16 protein-coding genes and 2 tRNA genes are annotated in these 17,025 nt (G+C 60.5%); 4 read left to right on the top strand and 14 right to left on the bottom strand.

The genetic code is table 11. From position 1 onward, the window contains the following. Positions 1 to 67: 67 nt before the first annotated feature. Both MKZ87_RS09925 and MKZ87_RS09920 read right to left on the bottom strand, forming a co-directional pair. A tRNA-Met gene (locus tag MKZ87_RS09925) sits at positions 68 to 144 on the bottom strand. A 205-nt stretch (positions 145 to 349) separates the two neighbouring features. Beyond that, positions 350 to 426 (bottom strand) — tRNA-Met (locus MKZ87_RS09920). Positions 427 to 706: 280 nt separating this feature from the next. Between MKZ87_RS09920 and dinB the strand changes: the two genes are divergently transcribed. Continuing rightward, positions 707 to 1,768 (top strand): DNA polymerase IV, encoded by a 1,062-nt coding sequence (gene dinB / locus MKZ87_RS09915; protein ID WP_085683305.1) that lies wholly within the window; start codon positions 707 to 709, stop codon positions 1,766 to 1,768. A 48-nt stretch (positions 1,769 to 1,816) separates the two neighbouring features. On the opposite strand, the gene MKZ87_RS09910 is transcribed toward dinB, so the two are convergent. From MKZ87_RS09910 to MKZ87_RS09895, 4 genes are all read right to left on the bottom strand, one after another. Further along, positions 1,817 to 2,770 (bottom strand): hypothetical protein, encoded by a 954-nt coding sequence (locus tag MKZ87_RS09910; RefSeq protein WP_085697400.1) that lies wholly within the window; start codon positions 2,768 to 2,770, stop codon positions 1,817 to 1,819. 17 nt (positions 2,771 to 2,787) lie between these two features. Beyond that, positions 2,788 to 4,503: a proline--tRNA ligase gene (locus MKZ87_RS09905; protein WP_085697401.1), complete on the bottom strand. Its 1,716-nt coding sequence runs from the start codon at positions 4,501 to 4,503 to the stop codon at positions 2,788 to 2,790. Positions 4,504 to 4,618: 115 nt separating this feature from the next. Next, positions 4,619 to 6,178, bottom strand: coding sequence for an AmpG family muropeptide MFS transporter (locus MKZ87_RS09900; RefSeq protein ID WP_085697402.1), 1,560 nt, complete (start codon positions 6,176 to 6,178; stop codon positions 4,619 to 4,621). A gap of 43 nt (positions 6,179 to 6,221) precedes the next feature. Then, on the bottom strand, positions 6,222 to 6,563 hold the full coding sequence (locus MKZ87_RS09895; RefSeq protein WP_170929714.1) for an MGMT family protein: 342 nt from the start codon (positions 6,561 to 6,563) through the stop codon (positions 6,222 to 6,224). 177 nt (positions 6,564 to 6,740) lie between these two features. Here MKZ87_RS09895 and MKZ87_RS09890 point away from each other — a divergent pair, with 177 nt between their 5' ends. Then, positions 6,741 to 7,748, top strand: coding sequence for a DUF481 domain-containing protein (locus MKZ87_RS09890; RefSeq protein WP_007954986.1), 1,008 nt, complete (start codon positions 6,741 to 6,743; stop codon positions 7,746 to 7,748). A gap of 118 nt (positions 7,749 to 7,866) precedes the next feature. Here the strand turns inward: MKZ87_RS09890 and MKZ87_RS09885 are convergent, their stop codons facing one another. Then, positions 7,867 to 8,076: a cold-shock protein gene (locus MKZ87_RS09885; RefSeq protein ID WP_002554837.1), complete on the bottom strand. Its 210-nt coding sequence runs from the start codon at positions 8,074 to 8,076 to the stop codon at positions 7,867 to 7,869. 353 nt (positions 8,077 to 8,429) lie between these two features. Between MKZ87_RS09885 and dcd the strand changes: the two genes are divergently transcribed. Together dcd and MKZ87_RS09875 are read left to right on the top strand one after the other, a co-directional pair. Further along, positions 8,430 to 8,996, top strand: a complete 567-nt coding sequence (gene dcd / locus MKZ87_RS09880; protein ID WP_007954988.1) for a dCTP deaminase — start codon at positions 8,430 to 8,432, stop codon at positions 8,994 to 8,996. 106 nt (positions 8,997 to 9,102) lie between these two features. After that, positions 9,103 to 9,312, top strand: coding sequence for a hypothetical protein (locus MKZ87_RS09875; protein ID WP_085697404.1), 210 nt, complete (start codon positions 9,103 to 9,105; stop codon positions 9,310 to 9,312). 39 nt (positions 9,313 to 9,351) lie between these two features. Here the strand turns inward: MKZ87_RS09875 and pdeM are convergent, their stop codons facing one another. The 7 genes from pdeM to MKZ87_RS09840 are packed head-to-tail and all read right to left on the bottom strand — an operon-like array spanning position 9,352 to position 16,737. After that, positions 9,352 to 10,008 carry a ligase-associated DNA damage response endonuclease PdeM gene (pdeM, locus tag MKZ87_RS09870; protein WP_085702630.1) on the bottom strand — a complete coding sequence of 219 codons (657 nt, stop codon included), beginning with the start codon at positions 10,006 to 10,008 and terminating at the stop codon, positions 9,352 to 9,354. Then, a complete protein-coding gene (locus MKZ87_RS09865; protein ID WP_085702631.1) occupies positions 10,008 to 12,494 on the bottom strand; it encodes a ligase-associated DNA damage response DEXH box helicase in 2,487 nt (828 codons plus the stop codon). Before MKZ87_RS09865 ends, pdeM begins: the two co-directional genes overlap by 1 nt. 59 nt (positions 12,495 to 12,553) lie before the next feature. Further along, positions 12,554 to 13,318 (bottom strand): ABC transporter ATP-binding protein, encoded by a 765-nt coding sequence (locus MKZ87_RS09860; RefSeq protein ID WP_085697407.1) that lies wholly within the window; start codon positions 13,316 to 13,318, stop codon positions 12,554 to 12,556. 13 nt (positions 13,319 to 13,331) lie between these two features. Continuing rightward, on the bottom strand, positions 13,332 to 14,450 hold the full coding sequence (locus tag MKZ87_RS09855; RefSeq protein ID WP_085697408.1) for a succinylglutamate desuccinylase/aspartoacylase family protein: 1,119 nt from the start codon (positions 14,448 to 14,450) through the stop codon (positions 13,332 to 13,334). A 12-nt stretch (positions 14,451 to 14,462) separates the two neighbouring features. Next, entirely contained in the window at positions 14,463 to 15,173 is a 711-nt protein-coding gene (locus tag MKZ87_RS09850) for an ABC transporter permease (RefSeq protein ID WP_011332767.1), read from the bottom strand. Further along, positions 15,170 to 15,898: an ABC transporter permease gene (locus tag MKZ87_RS09845; protein ID WP_085697409.1), complete on the bottom strand. Its 729-nt coding sequence runs from the start codon at positions 15,896 to 15,898 to the stop codon at positions 15,170 to 15,172. The genes MKZ87_RS09850 and MKZ87_RS09845 overlap by 4 nt, the downstream gene beginning before the upstream one ends. A gap of 56 nt (positions 15,899 to 15,954) precedes the next feature. Next, a complete protein-coding gene (locus MKZ87_RS09840) occupies positions 15,955 to 16,737 on the bottom strand; it encodes a transporter substrate-binding domain-containing protein (protein ID WP_234204592.1) in 783 nt (260 codons plus the stop codon). Positions 16,738 to 17,025: the final 288 nt, after the last annotated feature.

The raw sequence follows: 17,025 nt of genomic DNA, 5'->3' as shown, positions 1-17,025 counted from the left end.
TGTTGCGAAAGGACTTTTTCCACAGATACAAAAAAGGCCACTCTTTCGAGTAGCCTTTTTTGATGTTTGGTTGCGGGAGCCGGATTTGAACCGACGACCTTCGGGTTATGAGCCCGACGAGCTACCAGACTGCTCCATCCCGCGTCTGTGTGGCGGCATTCTACAGGCGAACGGCGGGGTGTCAACCGATAATCCCGTGAAGGGTCAAATAAGTGTGCAATCGCGGCAAACGGTCGCAGGGAAAGCGCTAAGTTTCGGAATCGGAACGATTTCCGGAGTGTTCGACTGGATCCGAAAAAACCGACGCGCACAAAAAAGGCCAATCTTTCGATTGGCCTTTTCTGATGTTTGGTTGCGGGAGCCGGATTTGAACCGACGACCTTCGGGTTATGAGCCCGACGAGCTACCAGACTGCTCCATCCCGCGTCTGTGTGGCGGCATTCTACAGAGGAATGCTGTGGTGTCAACCTTCAATTCGGATAAAACCTGTTGAGCTTCAATCGGTTAGCGCTGACGGACGGTCTTTTTATTGAGCGCAGGGCATACAGGGCAAGGGTTTCAGCTCTATTGGGGATTGGTTTTCGATTGAGTAAATAAATTCAAAGTCCTTTTCCTACAAACTGAAAAGAACATTCGTACCACTGGTGCTATATACAGGTGTCAGTGAGATACTGCCGGTCCGGCTCGCCATGTTTCCTTTTCTGTCATGACTCAGCGAAAAATCATCCACGTCGACTGTGACTGTTTCTACGCCGCCATCGAGATGCGGGATGACCCGAGCCTCGCCGGCAAGCCGTTGGCGGTCGGTGGTTCGGCGGACAGGCGCGGGGTGATCGCCACCTGCAACTATGAGGCGCGGGCTTACGGCGTTCGCTCGGCGATGTCGTCCGGGCATGCCTTGAAGCTGTGCCCGGACCTGACCATCGTCAAGCCGCGAATGGATGCCTATCGCGAGGCGTCGAAGGAAATTCATACGATCTTCAGCGATTACACCGACCTGATCGAGCCGCTTTCGCTGGACGAGGCCTATCTCGACGTCTCGGACAGCGCGCATTTCGGCGGCAGCGCCACGCGCATCGCCCAGGACATTCGTCGCCGGGTTTCCAATCAACTGCACATCACGGTCTCCGCCGGCGTGGCGCCGAACAAGTTTCTGGCCAAGATCGCCAGCGACTGGAGAAAGCCCAACGGCTTGTTCGTGATTACCCCGGACCAGGTCGAAGACTTCGTCAGTGGCCTGCCGGTGAGCAAGTTGCACGGGGTGGGCAAGGTCACGGCCGACAAGTTGAGCAGGCTTGGTATCAGTGACTGTCTGCAGTTGCGCGAGTGGGACAAGCTGGCGCTGGTGCGGGAATTCGGCAGTTTCGGCGAGCGCTTGTGGAGTCTGGCCCGTGGGATCGATGAGCGGTTGGTGCACAACGACAGCCGCCGTCAGTCGATCAGCGTCGAAAATACCTACGACGTCGATCTGCCGGATCTGCGCAGTTGCCTCGACAAGCTTCCGGAATTGCTGGAAACCCTGAAAACCCGCATGGCGCGGATCGACAGCAGTTACCGCCCCGGCAAGCCATTCGTCAAAGTGAAGTTTCACGATTTCACCCAGACCACGCTGGAGCAGGCCGGGGCAGGGCGGGATCTTGGCAGTTACCAATTGATGCTGACGCAGGCGTTCAACCGCGGTGGCAAACCGGTACGGCTATTAGGAGTGGGCGTGCGGCTGGAGGATTTGCGCGGCGGGTTCGAACAAATGGAATTGTTCGAGCGATAAGCGGACAAAAAAATGCCCGACTCAGGTTCGGGCATTTTTTCAGGGTTTTCAGTTCGGCCCCGGATCCGCCACCAGGCGCCCCGCATCCCGGGTCAGGGATTTGAGGAACTCGGTCTGCAACTCGGGATCGTTGCGGGTCAGTTCGATCAGACTTTGCTCCAGCTCACTGGCTTCTTCTTCCAGACCCAGTTCCGACAGACGCTTGACCCGGTGCACCCACTGGCTCACTTCGTCGTCTTCCAGATCGTCGTAGATCAGTGCGTGAGCCTCCAGCAACTTGCCGCGCAGGTGAGTGCTGATCGCCAAAGACGAATCGGAGTGCACGTCGTCCTTGCTGTCTTCGACAATGATCTGCAGTTTGCCTACATGATTGAGGTCGTTTTCGGCGAACGGGCTGTCCAGCAGGTTCAGACGCAGCACGCCGTGGCGATCGGTGGTCATGTCGAAGGTCTGCTTGCCGGCCTTGATCTGAACCGGGCGCTCGCTCCACGGCAGGCTCGAATACTCCGTGCGCTTGTCGCGCTGGACTTCGTCGATACCGGCCAGGTTCTGTTGCGCGCGACCATTGGATTGCACGTTCATGAACGGGTTGAGCCCGGCGAAACCGTAACTGAGCCAGTCACGGGTCACGCTGTCGGGCAGATTGCCAAGGGCAAACACGTTGACCACGTTCGCACCGATGCCGCCGACCACCGCCACCGCGCCCAGCGGAATCTCGTAGATCTCCCGCCATGGCTGGTAAGGCGTGTAACGGTCGTAATGGCGCGTGACCTCGAACTCGGTGACCTCGAAGGTCTTCTGTTCGTTGATCTTCACCCGCCGTTGCGGCAGCTCAAGCACCTTGGGCTCGCCGACATCGATCTGCAGGCTGTGATCGAGCAGTTTGCGCTCGACACGTTCCTCGTGCTCGCTGCGTTGTGACATGTGATTGGCACAGCCGCTGACCAGCAGGGTGCCGCACAGGGCGGCACCACCGAGGCCTAAGGTGTTTCGCTTGAACATGACGTCTCTATCTGGTTTCAGCGGCGGATACGGGCCTGAAGGAAGGACAGCACGTCGGCAACCGGCAGCGCTTGCGCCTGGCCTTCGGTACGGCTCTTGTATTCCAGGTTGCCTTCGGCAAGGCCGCGATCGCTGACCACGATCCGGTGCGGAATGCCGATCAGCTCCATGTCCGCGAACTTGATGCCCGGGCTGGTTTTCTTGTCGCGGTCGTCCAGCAACACTTCGAAGCCAGCCGCGGTCAGTTCCGCGTACAGCTTGTCGGTGGCTTCGCGCACCAGCTCGGTTTCATAGCGCAGTGGTACCAGGGCGATCTGGAACGGTGCCAGGGCGTCGCTCCAGATGATGCCGTTCTCGTCGTTGTTCTGCTCGATGGCGGCGGCCACCACGCGGGAAACGCCGATGCCGTAGCAACCCATTTCCAGGGTCACCGGCTTGCCGTTCTCGCCCAGCACTTCGCACTTCATCGCCTTGCTGTACTTGTTGCCCAGCTGGAAGATGTGCCCGACTTCGATGCCGCGCTTGATTTCCAGGGTGCCCTTGCCGTCCGGGCTCGGGTCGCCGGCCACGACGTTACGCAGGTCGGCCACGGTCGGAACCGGCAGATCACGCTCCCAGTTCACGCCGAAGTAGTGCTTGTCGTCGATGTTCGCACCGATGCCGAAGTCGCTCATCAGCTCGACCGAGCGGTCGATGATGATCGGCAGCGGCAGGTTCAGCGGGCCGAGGGAACCGGCGCCGGCGCCAATGGCGTCACGCAGTTCGGCATCGGAAGCCATGACCAGCGGGCTGGCAACACCTGGCTGGTTGGCAGCCTTGATTTCGTTCAGTTCGTGGTCGCCACGGATGATCAGCGCGATCAGCTTGCCTTCTTCTTCGGCGTGCACGATCAGGGTCTTGATGGTCTTTTCGATCGGCAGACCGAATTTTTCCACCAGGGCCGCGATGGTCTTGGTGTCTGGCGTGTCGACCAGGCGCAGCTCTTCGCTTGGCGCGGCACGCGAGGTTTCACGCGGTACGGCTTCCGCTTTCTCGATGTTCGCGGCGTAGTCGGAACCGTTGCTGAAAACGATATCGTCTTCGCCGGACTCGGCCAGCACGTGGAACTCGTGGGAACCGGCACCGCCGATCGAGCCGTTGTCGGCTTCCACCGGACGGAACTTCAGGCCCAGACGGGTGAAGATGTTGCAGTACGCTTCGTGCATGCGGTCATAGGTGACCTGCAGCGACGCCTGATCCGCATGGAAGGAGTACGAGTCTTTCATGATGAATTCGCGACCGCGCATCAGGCCGAAGCGTGGACGGATTTCGTCACGGAATTTGGTCTGGATCTGGTACAGGTTGATCGGCAGCTGTTTGTAGCTGCTCAACTCGTTGCGCATCAGATCGGTGATCACTTCTTCGTGGGTCGGGCCCGCGCAGAAATCACGACCGTGGCGGTCTTTGATGCGCAGCAGCTCAGGGCCGTATTCTTCCCAGCGCCCCGATTCCTGCCACAGCTCGGCCGGTTGGGTGCTCGGCATCAACACTTCCAGAGAGCCGGCGGCGTTCATCTCTTCGCGAACGATGGCTTCCACCTTGCGCATCACTCGCAAGCCCATCGGCAGCCATGTGTACAGGCCCGAGGCGAGTTTGCGGATCATGCCGGCGCGCAGCATCAGCTGATGGCTGATCACGACCGCGTCGGAAGGCGTTTCTTTCTGTGTGGCGAGCAAAAATTGACTGGTGCGCATGGTTGGCCGTTGTCGGTTGCTATGACTGGAAATGACGGAGCAGTGTAACGGCGAGATCCGCCGACGTACAGAAGTGCAACCCCGGCGCGAACCCTCTCGCCGGGTGCGAGATGTCTTACGATTCTTCCACGACGGAGGTCGGTGCAGGTTCCGGCGTCGGCGTCGGACCTTCGCGGCGGCTTTCCTGGAACCAGTGCAGGGCAATCAGCACCAGGGTCGGCACGCCGAGCAGCGCGGTGATCAGGAAGAAGTTGTGATAACCGAATTTCTCCACCATCACGCCGGAGTAGCCGCCGATCAGGCGTGGCAGCAGGAGCATGATCGAGCTGAGCAGGGCGTATTGAGTGGCGGAGAACTTCAGGTTGGTCAGGCTCGACAGGTAGGCGACGAACGCCGAGGTGGCCAGACCGGAACTGAAGTTGTCGAGAGAGATCGTCACCACCAGCATCTGCAGGTTCGGGCCCATGTCCGCCAGCATGAGGAACAGCAGGTTGGTGGCCGCCGACGCAGCGCCGCCGATGAACAGGATCGGCAGGATGCCGAAGCGCACGATCAGCAGACCGCCCATGCCGGCGCCGACGAGGGTCATGATCAGACCGAAAATCTTGCTGACGCTGGCGATCTGGTCCTTGGTGAAGCCCTGGTCGATGTAGAACACGTTGGCCATCACGCCCATCACCGTGTCGGACATCCGATAGGTGGCGATCAGGCCGAGCAGCAGCAGCGCCTGCCAGCGGTAGCGTAGGATGAAGTCGTTGACCGGCGTCAGCACCGGCGCCAGACCGCGACGGCCCATGGCCGAGAGGCACAGGCAGGTCAGCGTGGTGTAAAGAATCGCGCGCAGGAACGCCCGGTCTTCAAGCAGCAGGTCCAGCGGGCTCATGTCACCAAACAGCACGCTGGCGAAATCGGTGTTGTAGAGCTGGGTGAACATCGCCGGGACGGAGACCAGCAAAATGATCAGCACGAACACCGACATCAACTGATGCATGAAGGTGTAGCGCCCGGCCTGCAACTGAGTGCGCAATGGCACCGGCGGCTCGCGCATCAGCAGGGTGGTGAGCAGGGCAGGGACCATCAAGGCGCCGAACAGCACGTAGGTGCCGGTCCAGGCGGAGTGCTGGTAGTTGAACCCGGTGGAGCCGAAGCCTTCGGCGAAGAACAGTGCACCGGCGGTCGCGAGCAGGGCCGCCACCCGATAACCGGACATGTAACTGGCGGCCAGAGCGGCCTGACGGTTGTCTTCGGCGATTTCCAGGCGATAGGCGTCGACGGCGATGTCCTGGGTGGCGGAAGCGAAGGCGACGATCACTGCGATAGCGATCAGCCAGGACAGGTGTTTCTGCGGGTCGCAAAAGCCCATGCCGATCAGGCCGAGGATCACCAGCGTCTGTGAGAGCACCAGCCACGAGCGACGGCGCCCCAGCTTGCCGAGCAACGGCAGGCGCCATTGATCGAGCAGGGGCGACCAGACCCATTTGAAGGCATAGGCCAGACCGATCAGGCTGGCGTAGCCGATCGTCTCGCGGGCCACACCGGCTTCACGCAGCCAGACCGAAAGTGTCGAGAACACCAGCATGTACGGCAGGCCGGCGGCGAAACCCAGCAACAACAGCACGAGCGTCGAAGGACTGGCATAGGCGGCGAGCGCGGCGCGCCAGGTTTTACGGGGCATGGGCTGAAGTCTGCCTCAAGATTGCGAAAACAAAGCGCGCACTCTAACCGCTGTGCTCTACCGGACGCCAGCCATGGCGCCGAATATCCACACGATTGTTCAGGATGGTGATGCCTTCCATGCGCAATCGCGCCCGCTGTTCGTCCCCGGACGGGCTGCCCGCCGGCAGGCTGATCCGACCGCCGGCGCCGAGTACGCGGTGCCAGGGCAGTTTGGTATCGCCGGGCAATTGGCTCAGGGTCCGGCCGACCCAGCGGGCGGCGCGCCCCAACCCCGCCAGTTCGGCCAACTGACCATAGCTGACGACCTTGCCCTCGGGCACTTGGGCGAGGGTGGAATAGAGTGCCGTGCGTCGGATTTGCGGATCGTTTTCGCAGGCATGCATCGGGTCTGTCACGTGCGCGGTTCCTGAACTTGATCGCGTTATGTCCTCAAGCGTAATCGGTGCAAGGGCAATTGAGAAATGAACTCAATAGAAATAGCCGGGTCATTCCTTGTCAGGGAATTATTCCTACGGATAATGCCGACCATTTTTTCGCAAACTTGAGTCCCCGATTTGCTTATGTTGTCCAGAACCCTGCTGTGCCTTGCTGTCTTCAGTGCGTCCACACCCCTGCTTGCCGACACCGTCTGGTTGAAGAACGGTGACAAGCTGAGCGGCAAAATCACGCTGTTCGACGGTGGCAAGTTGCTGGTCCAGACCCAGTACGCGGGCGCAGTGACCATTGACTGGAAGCAGGTCAAGACGCTGGAGAGCGATCAGGAGTTGCTGGTCAAGCAGGACGCCTACAACGGCGAGAAGGCCAAGTCGCTGAGCGCTGCCGAAGACGGCAAGGTCACCCTGGCCAACGGCGAAGCGCCGAAAACCGTGGAGTTGGCGAGCATTCAGCAGATTCTCAAACCCAAACCGGTGGTCGAGGATCTGGTGTGGAAGGGCAACGTCGATCTGGCGCTGGATTATCAGCGCGCGGAAAAGGACACCGACGATTACGACATCGGCTTCAAGACGTCCGCCCGCCATGGTCGCTGGCGCCACACCGCCGAGGGCGAGTACAACCGCGAAGTGCAGGACGACGTGACCACCACCGACAACTGGCGCGCCGAGTATGCACTCGACCGTTTCCTGACGGACAAGTGGTTCTGGCAGGGGCGCCTGAATTACAAGCGCGACCACATCGAAGAGCTGGCGCGTCAGCGCGTGGTCGGTACAGGTCCGGGTTACCAGTTCTGGGATGACGAGCTGGGGGCATTCTCCCTGGGCTCGCTGCTCAACCGCACCGACTACCAGTATCGCGATGGCAGCAAGGACAACTTCTATTCGGTCGCGATGAAGTGGGATTACAACCGCTACCTGATCGGCAAGAAAGTCGAGTTCTTCACCAATGGCGAAGTCGGCAAGCCGCTGTCCGGTGTGGCCGACTATGCTCTGGATGCGGAAATGGGCCTGCGCTACAAGGTCACCGACTGGGCCTCCCTCAACCTCAAGGCCGAGCGCGACATCATCAGCGGCACCGAGGACGCGGACCTGAGCAAGACCCGCTACACCGCCGGTTTCGGCGTCGCCTGGTAAACAACAAAAAAGATCGCAGCCTGCGAAGGCTGCGATCTTTTTTTGCGCCCGGAAAAACAGACGCTCACAAAAAAGCCCCGCTTTTGAGGGCGGGGCCTTTTACTAAAGAAGCTACAAGTTAGATAACTTGTACTTCTTCAGCTTGCATGCCTTTCTGACCGCGGGTAGCGATGAAAGAAACCTGTTGGCCTTCTTTCAGGCTTTTGAAGCCGTCGGATTGGATAGCTTTGAAGTGAACGAACAGGTCGTCACCGGATTGTGGGGTGATGAAGCCGAAGCCTTTTTCATCGTTGAACCACTTAACGGTACCGGTTTGGCGATTAGACATGGTGTAACTCCTTGAACAAAGATAACTGCGACTCAGGAAGAACCCTGGCCGAGACTGAGTGCAAAGAGCAGGAAAAATTCTTGTAGATGGTTGGATCGAAATTCAACATATCGTGTAGAGATTCTCAGTGACACAAGCAGCACAGTGGCGCCACCTTAACCCTTTTTCCGGAACGTGCCAATGCTTCTTGCGAAGGTTTCTCTGTTTTAGGGATCGGCGGTCTGACGGTTCGTCGCCAGGCCGCGTAATTCCTGCACGTTCGGCGAGATTTGCAGCCCGGACTTTGAACCCGGCGGCGCGCCCGGTAAGATGCCGGACAGATTTTTTCCACCTCGCTATTCAGGACACCCGCCATGAGCATCAAATCGGACAAGTGGATTCGCCGCATGGCGCAGGAACACGGCATGATCGAGCCGTTCGTCGAGCGCCAGGTACGTGGCAGCGACGACAGCCGTGTGATCTCCTACGGTGTGTCGAGCTATGGCTACGATGTGCGTTGCACCAATCATTTCAAGGTGTTCACCAACATCAATTCAGCCATCGTCGATCCGAAAAACTTCGATGCCGGCAGCTTCGTCGACGTCCACAGCGACGTCTGCATCATTCCGCCGAACTCCTTCGCCCTGGCCACGACCGTTGAATACTTCCGTATTCCACGCAACGTCCTGACCATCTGCCTGGGCAAGAGCACCTACGCTCGCTGCGGCATCATCGTCAACGTCACCCCGCTCGAGCCCGAGTGGGAAGGCCAGGTGACCCTGGAGTTCTCGAACACCACCAACCTGCCGGCGAAGATCTACGCCAACGAAGGCGTGGCGCAGATGCTGTTCCTTGAATCCGACGAGGAATGCGAAGTCTCCTACAAGGATCGCGCCGGCAAGTACCAGGGCCAGCGTGGCGTGACCTTGCCACGTACCTGAGCCGTCCATCCGGCAGTTACCGGGAATTCTTCGGCGGGTAGACACTCTATGAGGTGTACTGCCCGATTCGCGGACAGCGAAACGGGCCTTCGCCGAGGAGTGCTCCATGAAGATCGATCCGCAAATCACTGCCGAACTGGCAAGGCTCGAGCCCAATCAGGTTGGCGTATTGGCCTGGTCCTTGTTGGCACACCCACCCATCGCCATGGCTGGCGGAATTCCTCACCAGCCCGATCCCGATACCCCCAACGAAGAACCGACCGAGCCCGGCGAGCCTACGTTGCCGGACAAACCGCCACCCGCGCCTGTCGCTTGATTGAATGTATGGCCCGTCGGCTGAGTCCTGAGCAGGACTTCAGCCGACGGGCCATATTTCGTTGTCGCCAATGACAAAGATCCGACAGCTGTCTTCCTTCTCCACCGGATAACCGCCGGTGAAGGCCCCGAAGGCCGGCAGCAGACTGATGCGTTCTCCCAGCCTGAAGCACGCCAGCCGCAAACGCTGACGCCCCTTGCCGTTCAATCGAAAAACCGGGTGTACGTGGCCTGCAAGGACGTGGCGTTCAGGGTGCGGTTCGGGTTCGTGCTGCAACGCGAAAGGCCCTAGCAACAGGGGTTCGGGCACCACTCGAATGTTCAGGATCTGCGGTGGATCACCGGCACGTTTATCGTGATTGCCGCGAATCAGCGTGATCGGCAGATCGGCGTGCCGCGCCCGCCATTGCGCCAATGCCTGCAAGGTGTCGGGAGCGTGGGAGCCGGGCCCGTGCAGAAAGTCCCCAAGAAAGATCAGTTGCCGACACGGCAGTTTCGCCAGCAGCTGCTCGATCACGGCGATGTTGCTCGCCGTGGTGCCCTGCGGCACCGGTTGCCCCAGGCGCCGGTAAGCGGCAGCCTTGCCGAAATGCACATCAGCGATCAGCAACGCCTGTTGCGCCGGCCAGTACAGCGCCTTTTCCGGCAGCAACCAGAGGTCTTCGCCTGCCAGGCGCACAGGATAGGGCGCGTTCATCAGGATTGGCCCTTGTCGGCGGTTTTCTCCAGGTCGCCAACCATGCGGCGGATGCGGTCGGCGAGCTTTTCCGAACTCATGCTTTCGCGCATGCGCTCCACCAGCAATGGAAAGCCGAGCGGTGTGGGACGTTTGATCAGGTGCATGTCCAGTTTCATCCGGTTGACTCGCTCCAATGTCTGTTCCAGCCGACGAATATCCAGCTCTTCGCGCAGGACCTCTTCCCCGGCCTGTGCCAGTAGCAGATTGTCGGCGTCGTATTGTTTGAACACTTCAAAGAACAGCCCGCTGGAGGCCTGCACCTGACGAGTGCTTTTCGGCGCACCGGGGTAACCGGCGAACACCAGACCGGCAATCCGGGCGATTTCCCGAAACCTGCGCAGCGCCAGTTCGCCCGCGTTGAGGCTGGCCAGCACATCCCTCAATAAATCCTCGGGACTGAGCAGCGCGTCATCCAGTTGCACAGGCCAGTCAACGGGCGTCGCGCTGAGCAATTCCAGGCCGTAATCGTTGACCGCAATCGAGAAGGTCACAGGCAGGCGCTGACTGACCCGCCACGCCAGCAGGCTGGCCAGTCCCAGATGCACCTGGCGTCCGGCGAACGGGTAGAGGAAAAGGTGCCAGCCTTCGCGGGATTTCAGCACTTCGGCCAGCAGATTGTTAACGGTCGGCAGGCCCGACCAGCGCAGCTGCGTTTCCAGCAACGGTCGCAACGCCTGCATTTCCGGGCCGGCAAACTCACCGTTTGCCGCCGCGCTGAACCGGCTGACCACCGCTTGCGCCAGTTCGCTGGACAGCGGCATACGCCCGCCATTCCAGCGCGGTACAGCGGCTTTTTTCGCCGTGCTGCGTTTGACGTAGGCAGTCATGTTTTCCACCCGCACCAACTCCAGCAAGCGCCCGGCGAACAAGAAGCCGTCGCCGGGTTTGAGGCGGGCGATAAAGCCCTCTTCAACGCTGCCCAGTTGCTTGCCGCCACCGCCCTTGCTCCAGAATTTCAAATGGATCGAAGCGTCGCTGACGATGGTGCCGACGCTCATGCGATGGCGGCGTGCGAGCCGTGCATCGGGGACCCGCCAGATCCCGTGCTCATCCGGTTCGACCCGGCGGTAATCCGGGTACGCCGTCAGCGACATCCCGCCGTGGCGTACGAACGCCAGCGCCCAGGCCCAGTCTGCACGTGTCAGGTCGCGATAGGCCCAGGCACCACGGACTTCCTCGTACAACTCATCGGGAATAAAGCCACCGCCCAGGGCCATGCTGACCAGATGCTGCACCAGCACATCCAGCGGTTTGTGCGGTGACAATCGAGGTTCGATCCGCCGCTGTGCTACGGCATCACCAGCAGCAGCGGCTTCGATCAGTTCCAGGCTATGGGTCGGCACCAATGTTACCCGCGACGTTCGACCGGGCGCATGGCCCGAACGCCCGGCACGCTGCATCAGCCGCGCGACACCTTTGGCCGAACCAATCTGCAGCACCCGCTCCACTGGCAGGAAGTCCACCCCCAGATCCAGACTCGACGTGCAGACCACGGCCTTGAGCTGACCATTCTTCAGCGCCTGCTCAACCCAGTCGCGGGTGTCGCGGGACAGAGAACTGTGATGCAAGGCGATCAACCCGGCCCAGTCCGGCCGCGCTTCCAGCAAGGCCTGATACCAGATTTCCGATTGCGCCCGGGTATTGGTGAACACCAGGCTGCTGGCGCAGACGTCCAGTTCGGCGACCACCTGCGGCAACATCTTCAAACCGATATGCCCGGCCCATGGAAAGCGTTCGATGGCCGGTGGGAGCAAGGTGTCGACCTTGAGCGACTTTTCGCTTTTCCCCTGAATGCTGATGCCACCGCCTTGTGGGATCAGTACCTGTTCGGCGTGGGATTGATTGCCGAGCGTCGCAGAAACACCCCAGACGATCAGTCCCGGGTGCCAGCGCCGCAACCGGGCGAGGGCCAGTTGTAGTTGGACGCCGCGCTTGTTGCCGAGCAATTCGTGCCATTCATCCACCACGACCATGCGCAGCGTCGAGAGCGCCGTTTGCGCGTCGGCGCGGGCGAGCATCAAGGTCAGGCTTTCCGGGGTGGTGATCAGTGTGGTGGGCAGTCGCCGGTTCTGCCGGGCGCGTTCGCTGCTGCCGGTGTCGCCAGTGCGCAGGCCGACGCTCCAGGGAATCTGCAGATCGTCCAGCGGCGTTTGCAAGGCGCGCGCGGTGTCGGCGGCCAGCGCCCGCATCGGCGTGATCCACAAGACAGTCAGCGGTTCGGCGGGCGGTGGACGTTTACGGGTGGTTTCGGCAACAGGCCCGGAGCGGGCAAAGCGATTGAGCGCGGCAAACCACACCGCGTAGGTTTTACCGGCGCCGGTGCTGGCGTGCAGCAGGCCGGATTCGCCACGTTTGACCGCCGCCCACACCTGTTTTTGAAAGGCGAACGGCTTCCAGTCGCGGGCGCTGAACCAAAGTTTGGCGAAGTCGGTGGAAGTGCCCATGCCGGCGACGTGTGCTCTGAAAGTGTTCCTTCAGAGACCGCGCCGGTGGGGCAATAGTTTTACTTGAGATTGCCGCTGAGGAATTGCTTCAGGCGTTCGCTTTTCGGATTACCCAGCACTTCTTCGGGCGCACCTTCTTCTTCCACCAGCCCCTGGTGCAGAAACAGCACCTGGCTCGAGACCTTGCGCGCAAAGCTCATTTCATGGGTGACCATGATCATGGTCCGGCCTTCCTCGGCCAGGCCCTGGATCACCTTGAGCACTTCACCGACCAGTTCCGGGTCGAGTGCCGAAGTCGGTTCGTCGAACAGCATGACTTCCGGTTCCATGGCCAGCGCGCGGGCAATCGCCACCCGTTGTTGCTGGCCGCCGGAGAGGAACGCCGGGTACTGATCGGCCACCCGCGCCGGCAAACCGACCTTTTCCAGATATCGCCGGGCGCGGTCGTCGGCTTCCTGTTTGCTGCAACCCAGCACCCGGCGCGGGGCCATGGTGATGTTTTCCAGCACGGTCATGTGGCTCCACAGATTGAAATGCTGGAACACCATCGCCAGGCGCGTGCGCAGGCGTTGCAGTTCATTGGGGTCGGCGACGTGCATGCCGTGGCGGTCGGTGACCATGCGGATCGCCTGGCCGTCGAGGCTCATCGCGCCGTCGTTGGGTTGTTCGAGAAAGTTGATGCAGCGCAAAAAGGTGCTTTTGCCCGAGCCGCTGGCGCCGATCAGGCTGATCACGTCGCCGGTCTTGGCCTTGAGCGAGACGCCTTTGAGCACCTGATGGTCGCCATAGCTTTTGTGCAGGCCTTCAACGGTCAATTTGTACATGGAACAGGCATCCTCAAGGCGAAAGTAGATAGCCGCTGCGATAGGCTTCGGCGCCCGCGACGTGGGCGATCACCATCCCGGCGGTGGCCATGCGCCGCAGCGAGCGGGCATAGAGCAGACCGGAAGCGGTGCAATGGACTGGCGTGACCCGGTCGTTGATCGGGTCGATGATTTCGGCGATTTTCTGCCCGGCTTCCAGCCACTGGCCGGGTGTGGCGCTGTAGACCAGCAGGCCGCCGACGGGAGTGGCCACCGGTTCCACGCCGGCCAGAGGTGTGGCGGGATGTGGCAGTGCCGGCAAGGCTTTTGGTTCGCCGACGATGGCGCCGAAATGGATCAGGTAATCGATCAGCGCCTGGCAGTCGCCACTGGCCAGCGGATGGGTGACATCTCCCTGACCGCGCAACTCGACGGTGACCGAGAAACTGCCGAGCGGAATGTCGAAGTGTTCGCCGAAGCGCTCCTTCAATTGCCACCACAGCAGGGTGAAGCACTCATCGAATGACTGGCCGCCGGAGTCGGTGGCCAGCAGGCTCGCTTGGGATTCGATATAGCGCGCCAGCGGCTCGACCTGCGGCCAGGCCTCGGGCGTGGTGTAGAGGTGAACCACGGATTCGAAATCGCAATGCAGGTCCAAAACCATGTCCGCATCGCAGGCCAGCCGTTGCAGGGTCAGGCGTTGGGATTGCAACTGAGTCGTGGCGGTGTGGCGGTCGAGGGCGTTGCGCAGGCTGGATCGGATCAATTCGAGGTTGCGCTGCGGGTCGTCGCTCAGTTGCGCTTCGATTTCGTTGCCGATTTCTTCGCTGAGGTCGACGAACCAGCGGTTGAAATTCTGCCCGCTCTCCAGCTCGTAGCGGCCCAGCGGCACATCCATCAGCACCTGTTCGAGGCCAACCGGGTTGGCCACCGGCACCAGCACGATTTCGCTGCGCAGGCGCCCGGCGGCTTCCAGCTCCGCCAGACGCTGCTTGAGGTGCCAGGCCACGAGCATGCCGGGCAGTTCGTCGGCATGCAGCGAGGACTGGATGTAAATCTTGCCCTGAGCCTTGTCCGGGCCGAAGTGAAAGCTGTGAATCTGTCGTGCGGTCCCCGGCAGCGGGGCCAGCAGGTCGTGTATCTGGTGGCGCATCTCAAAAGGGTCCTAGTGGGTCGGGCCGAGAAAGGCCAGCCATCGGCGTTCGGCAAGACGGAACAGGCCGACCAGCGCAAAGGTGATGGTCAGGTAGATCAGGGCGGCGATGCCGAACGACTGGAAGGTCAGGAAGGTCGCCGAGTTGGCGTCCCGCGCGACCTTGAGGATGTCGGGGATGGTCGCGGTAAAGGCCACGGTGGTCGAGTGCAGCATCAGGATCACTTCGTTGCTGTAGTACGGCAACGACCGGCGCAGCGCCGACGGCATGATGACGTAGGCATAGAGTTTCCACCCGGTCAGCCCGTAAGCCTTGGCCGCTTCGACTTCGCCATGGTTCATGCTGCGGATCGCCCCGGCGAATATCTCCGTGGTGTAGGCGCAGGTGTTCAGGGCGAAGGCCAGGATCGTGCAGTTCATCGCATCGCGGAAGAAACTGTCGAGCAGCGGTTGCGCGCGCACGGCGGCCAGGCTGTAGATCCCGGTGTAGCAGATCAGCAACTGGATATAGAGCGGCGTGCCACGGAACAGGTAGGTGTAGAACTGCACTGGCCAGCGGATGTAGAAGTGCGGCGAGACGCGGGCGATCGACAGCGGAATCGACACGATGAAACCGAAGAAGATCGAGGCGCTGAGCAGCCACATCGTCATCGCAAGGCCAGTGATGTTCTGGCCGTCTGTATAAAGGAAGGCTTTCCAGTATTCCTGCAGAAGTTCGATCATCGTACGGCCTCCCGTGCACCGGCGGCGTAGCGGCGTTCGAGCCAGCGCAGAATGAAGTTCGAGGCACTGGTGATCAGCAGGTAAATCAACGCGGCGAGAACCAGAAAATAGAACAGCTGATAGGTGCTCTTGCCGGCGTCCTGCGCGGCCTTGACCAGATCGGCCAGGCCGATGATCGAGACCAGCGCGGTGGCCTTGAGCATCACCATCCAGTTGTTGCCGATGCCCGGCAGGGCGAAGCGCATCATTTGCGGGAACACCACGAAACGAAAGCGCTGGCCGCGCTTGAGACCATAGGCGGTGGCGGCTTCGACCTGACCGCGTGGCACGGCGAGAATCGCCCCGCGGAAGGTTTCAGTGAAGTACGCGCCATAAATGAAGCCCAGGGTCAGGACCCCGGCGCTGAACGGGTCGATCTCGATGTATTCCCATTCCAGGTAATCGGTGAGCGTCGTCAGCCAGGTTTGCAGGCTGTAGAAGATCAGCAGCATCAGCACCAGGTCCGGCACCCCGCGAATCAGCGTGGTGTAGATCTGGGCGGGCAGGCGCAGCAGTTTGACTTTTGACAGCTTGGCACTGGCGCCGAGCAGGCCGAGCAACACGGCCACCAGCAGCGACAACGCCGACAATTTGATGGTCATCCAGGTGCCTTCCAACAGCAACGGGCCAAAGCCCTTGAGGCTGAAGGCGGAGAGCCCCAGATTTTGTAAGAGGTTTTCGAACATAAATCAGCAACCTGACTGAATGAAAAAGGCGCCCATCGAGGATGGGCGCCGGGGCATTATTTGCCGCTGTACAGATTCAGATCGCCAAAGTGTTTCTTTTGAATCTCGGCGTATTTGCCATCATCGTGTAACGCTTTGATACCTTTATCCAAAAGCGCTTTCAGCTCGGTGTTACCTTTCTTAATACCGACAGCGGTCTTGGCTGGCAGCAAGTGGTTGTCGACCGGCTCGCTGACGGCATAGTCGGCACCCTGTGGCGACTTCAGAAAGCCCAGTTCGGCCTGCAACATGTCCTGAATGCCCGCATCGAGACGGCCGGAAGTCAGGTCGGCATACACCTGATCCTGGTTCTGATAGGCCTGGGTTTTCACGCCGGCCTTGTCCAGCACGGCTTTGGCATAGGCTTCCTGGATGGTGCCTTGCTCGTAGCCGACGGTTTTGCCTTTCAGCGAAGCGACGTCGTTGGTGATGCCGGAACCCTTCTTCGACACGTAGGCAGTCGGGCCGGAGAACAGCTCGCTGGAGAAGTCGATGACTTTTTCACGGGCTTCGGTCACGGTCATCGACGAGATCACACCGTCGAATTTATTGGCCTTGAGGCCCGGAATCATGCCGTCGAAGTCACTTTCGACCCATTTGCACTTGACCTTCAACTCGGCGCAGATCGCGTTGCCCAGATCGATGTCGAAGCCAACCAGGCTGCCGTCTGCCGCTTTCGACTCGAACGGTGCGTAGGAAGGGTCAACGCCAAACCGCAGTTCTTTGTATTCCTTGGCCAGCGCGGAGCCGGCGGCCATGCACAACGCCAGTGCAGAAAGGGTCAGCAATGCTTTTTTCATTATTCAATCCCTAAGAACCAATATGAGCGCTTGTGGCGCGGAATGATTGTTACTGGAGCGCTTACGACTTATAGAAAGTAGCAATTTCCGAACCAGAGTCCCGAACAAGTGTTTTAAAAGGTGCAGGAAGTGCATGCCGGGGCCGGTCAGTGCACGAAAACGGGCGCGCCGCAAAAGCTGCACCAGGATGGTTCAGGGGATCGTTCCCACGCTCTGCGTGGGAATGCAGCCCGGGACGCTCCGCGTCCCAAAGCGGACGCAGAGCGTCCATTGAGGCATTCCCACGCG

It is taken from the genome of Pseudomonas sp. MCal1 (assembly GCF_026341415.1).
Classification (GTDB): Bacteria; Pseudomonadota; Gammaproteobacteria; order Pseudomonadales; family Pseudomonadaceae; genus Aquipseudomonas.
The sequence above is the reverse complement of the archived record's forward strand: the minus strand, read 5'-3'. Positions and strand labels throughout refer to the sequence as shown.

Bases quoted from the DNA above. Each gene is read 5' to 3' on its own strand.
- pdeM (WP_085702630.1), bottom strand. From the start codon at position 10,008: ATGAACGCGCCCTATCCTGTGCGCCTGGCAGGCGAAGACCTCTGGTTG.
- MKZ87_RS09860 (WP_085697407.1), bottom strand. From the start codon at position 13,318: ATGTACAAATTGACCGTTGAAGGCCTGCACAAAAGCTATGGCGACCAT.
- dinB (WP_085683305.1), top strand. From the start codon at position 707: ATGACTCAGCGAAAAATCATCCACGTCGACTGTGACTGTTTCTACGCC.
- MKZ87_RS09885 (WP_002554837.1), bottom strand. From the start codon at position 8,076: ATGTCTAATCGCCAAACCGGTACCGTTAAGTGGTTCAACGATGAAAAA.
- MKZ87_RS09890 (WP_007954986.1), top strand. From the start codon at position 6,741: ATGTTGTCCAGAACCCTGCTGTGCCTTGCTGTCTTCAGTGCGTCCACA.
- MKZ87_RS09840 (WP_234204592.1), bottom strand. From the start codon at position 16,737: ATGAAAAAAGCATTGCTGACCCTTTCTGCACTGGCGTTGTGCATGGCC.
- MKZ87_RS09895 (WP_170929714.1), bottom strand. From the start codon at position 6,563: ATGCATGCCTGCGAAAACGATCCGCAAATCCGACGCACGGCACTCTAT.
- MKZ87_RS09845 (WP_085697409.1), bottom strand. From the start codon at position 15,898: ATGTTCGAAAACCTCTTACAAAATCTGGGGCTCTCCGCCTTCAGCCTC.
- MKZ87_RS09900 (WP_085697402.1), bottom strand. From the start codon at position 6,178: ATGCCCCGTAAAACCTGGCGCGCCGCGCTCGCCGCCTATGCCAGTCCT.
- MKZ87_RS09905 (WP_085697401.1), bottom strand. From the start codon at position 4,503: ATGCGCACCAGTCAATTTTTGCTCGCCACACAGAAAGAAACGCCTTCC.
- MKZ87_RS09875 (WP_085697404.1), top strand. From the start codon at position 9,103: ATGAAGATCGATCCGCAAATCACTGCCGAACTGGCAAGGCTCGAGCCC.
- MKZ87_RS09850 (WP_011332767.1), bottom strand. From the start codon at position 15,173: ATGATCGAACTTCTGCAGGAATACTGGAAAGCCTTCCTTTATACAGAC.
- MKZ87_RS09910 (WP_085697400.1), bottom strand. From the start codon at position 2,770: ATGTTCAAGCGAAACACCTTAGGCCTCGGTGGTGCCGCCCTGTGCGGC.
- dcd (WP_007954988.1), top strand. From the start codon at position 8,430: ATGAGCATCAAATCGGACAAGTGGATTCGCCGCATGGCGCAGGAACAC.
- MKZ87_RS09865 (WP_085702631.1), bottom strand. From the start codon at position 12,494: ATGGGCACTTCCACCGACTTCGCCAAACTTTGGTTCAGCGCCCGCGAC.
- MKZ87_RS09855 (WP_085697408.1), bottom strand. From the start codon at position 14,450: ATGCGCCACCAGATACACGACCTGCTGGCCCCGCTGCCGGGGACCGCA.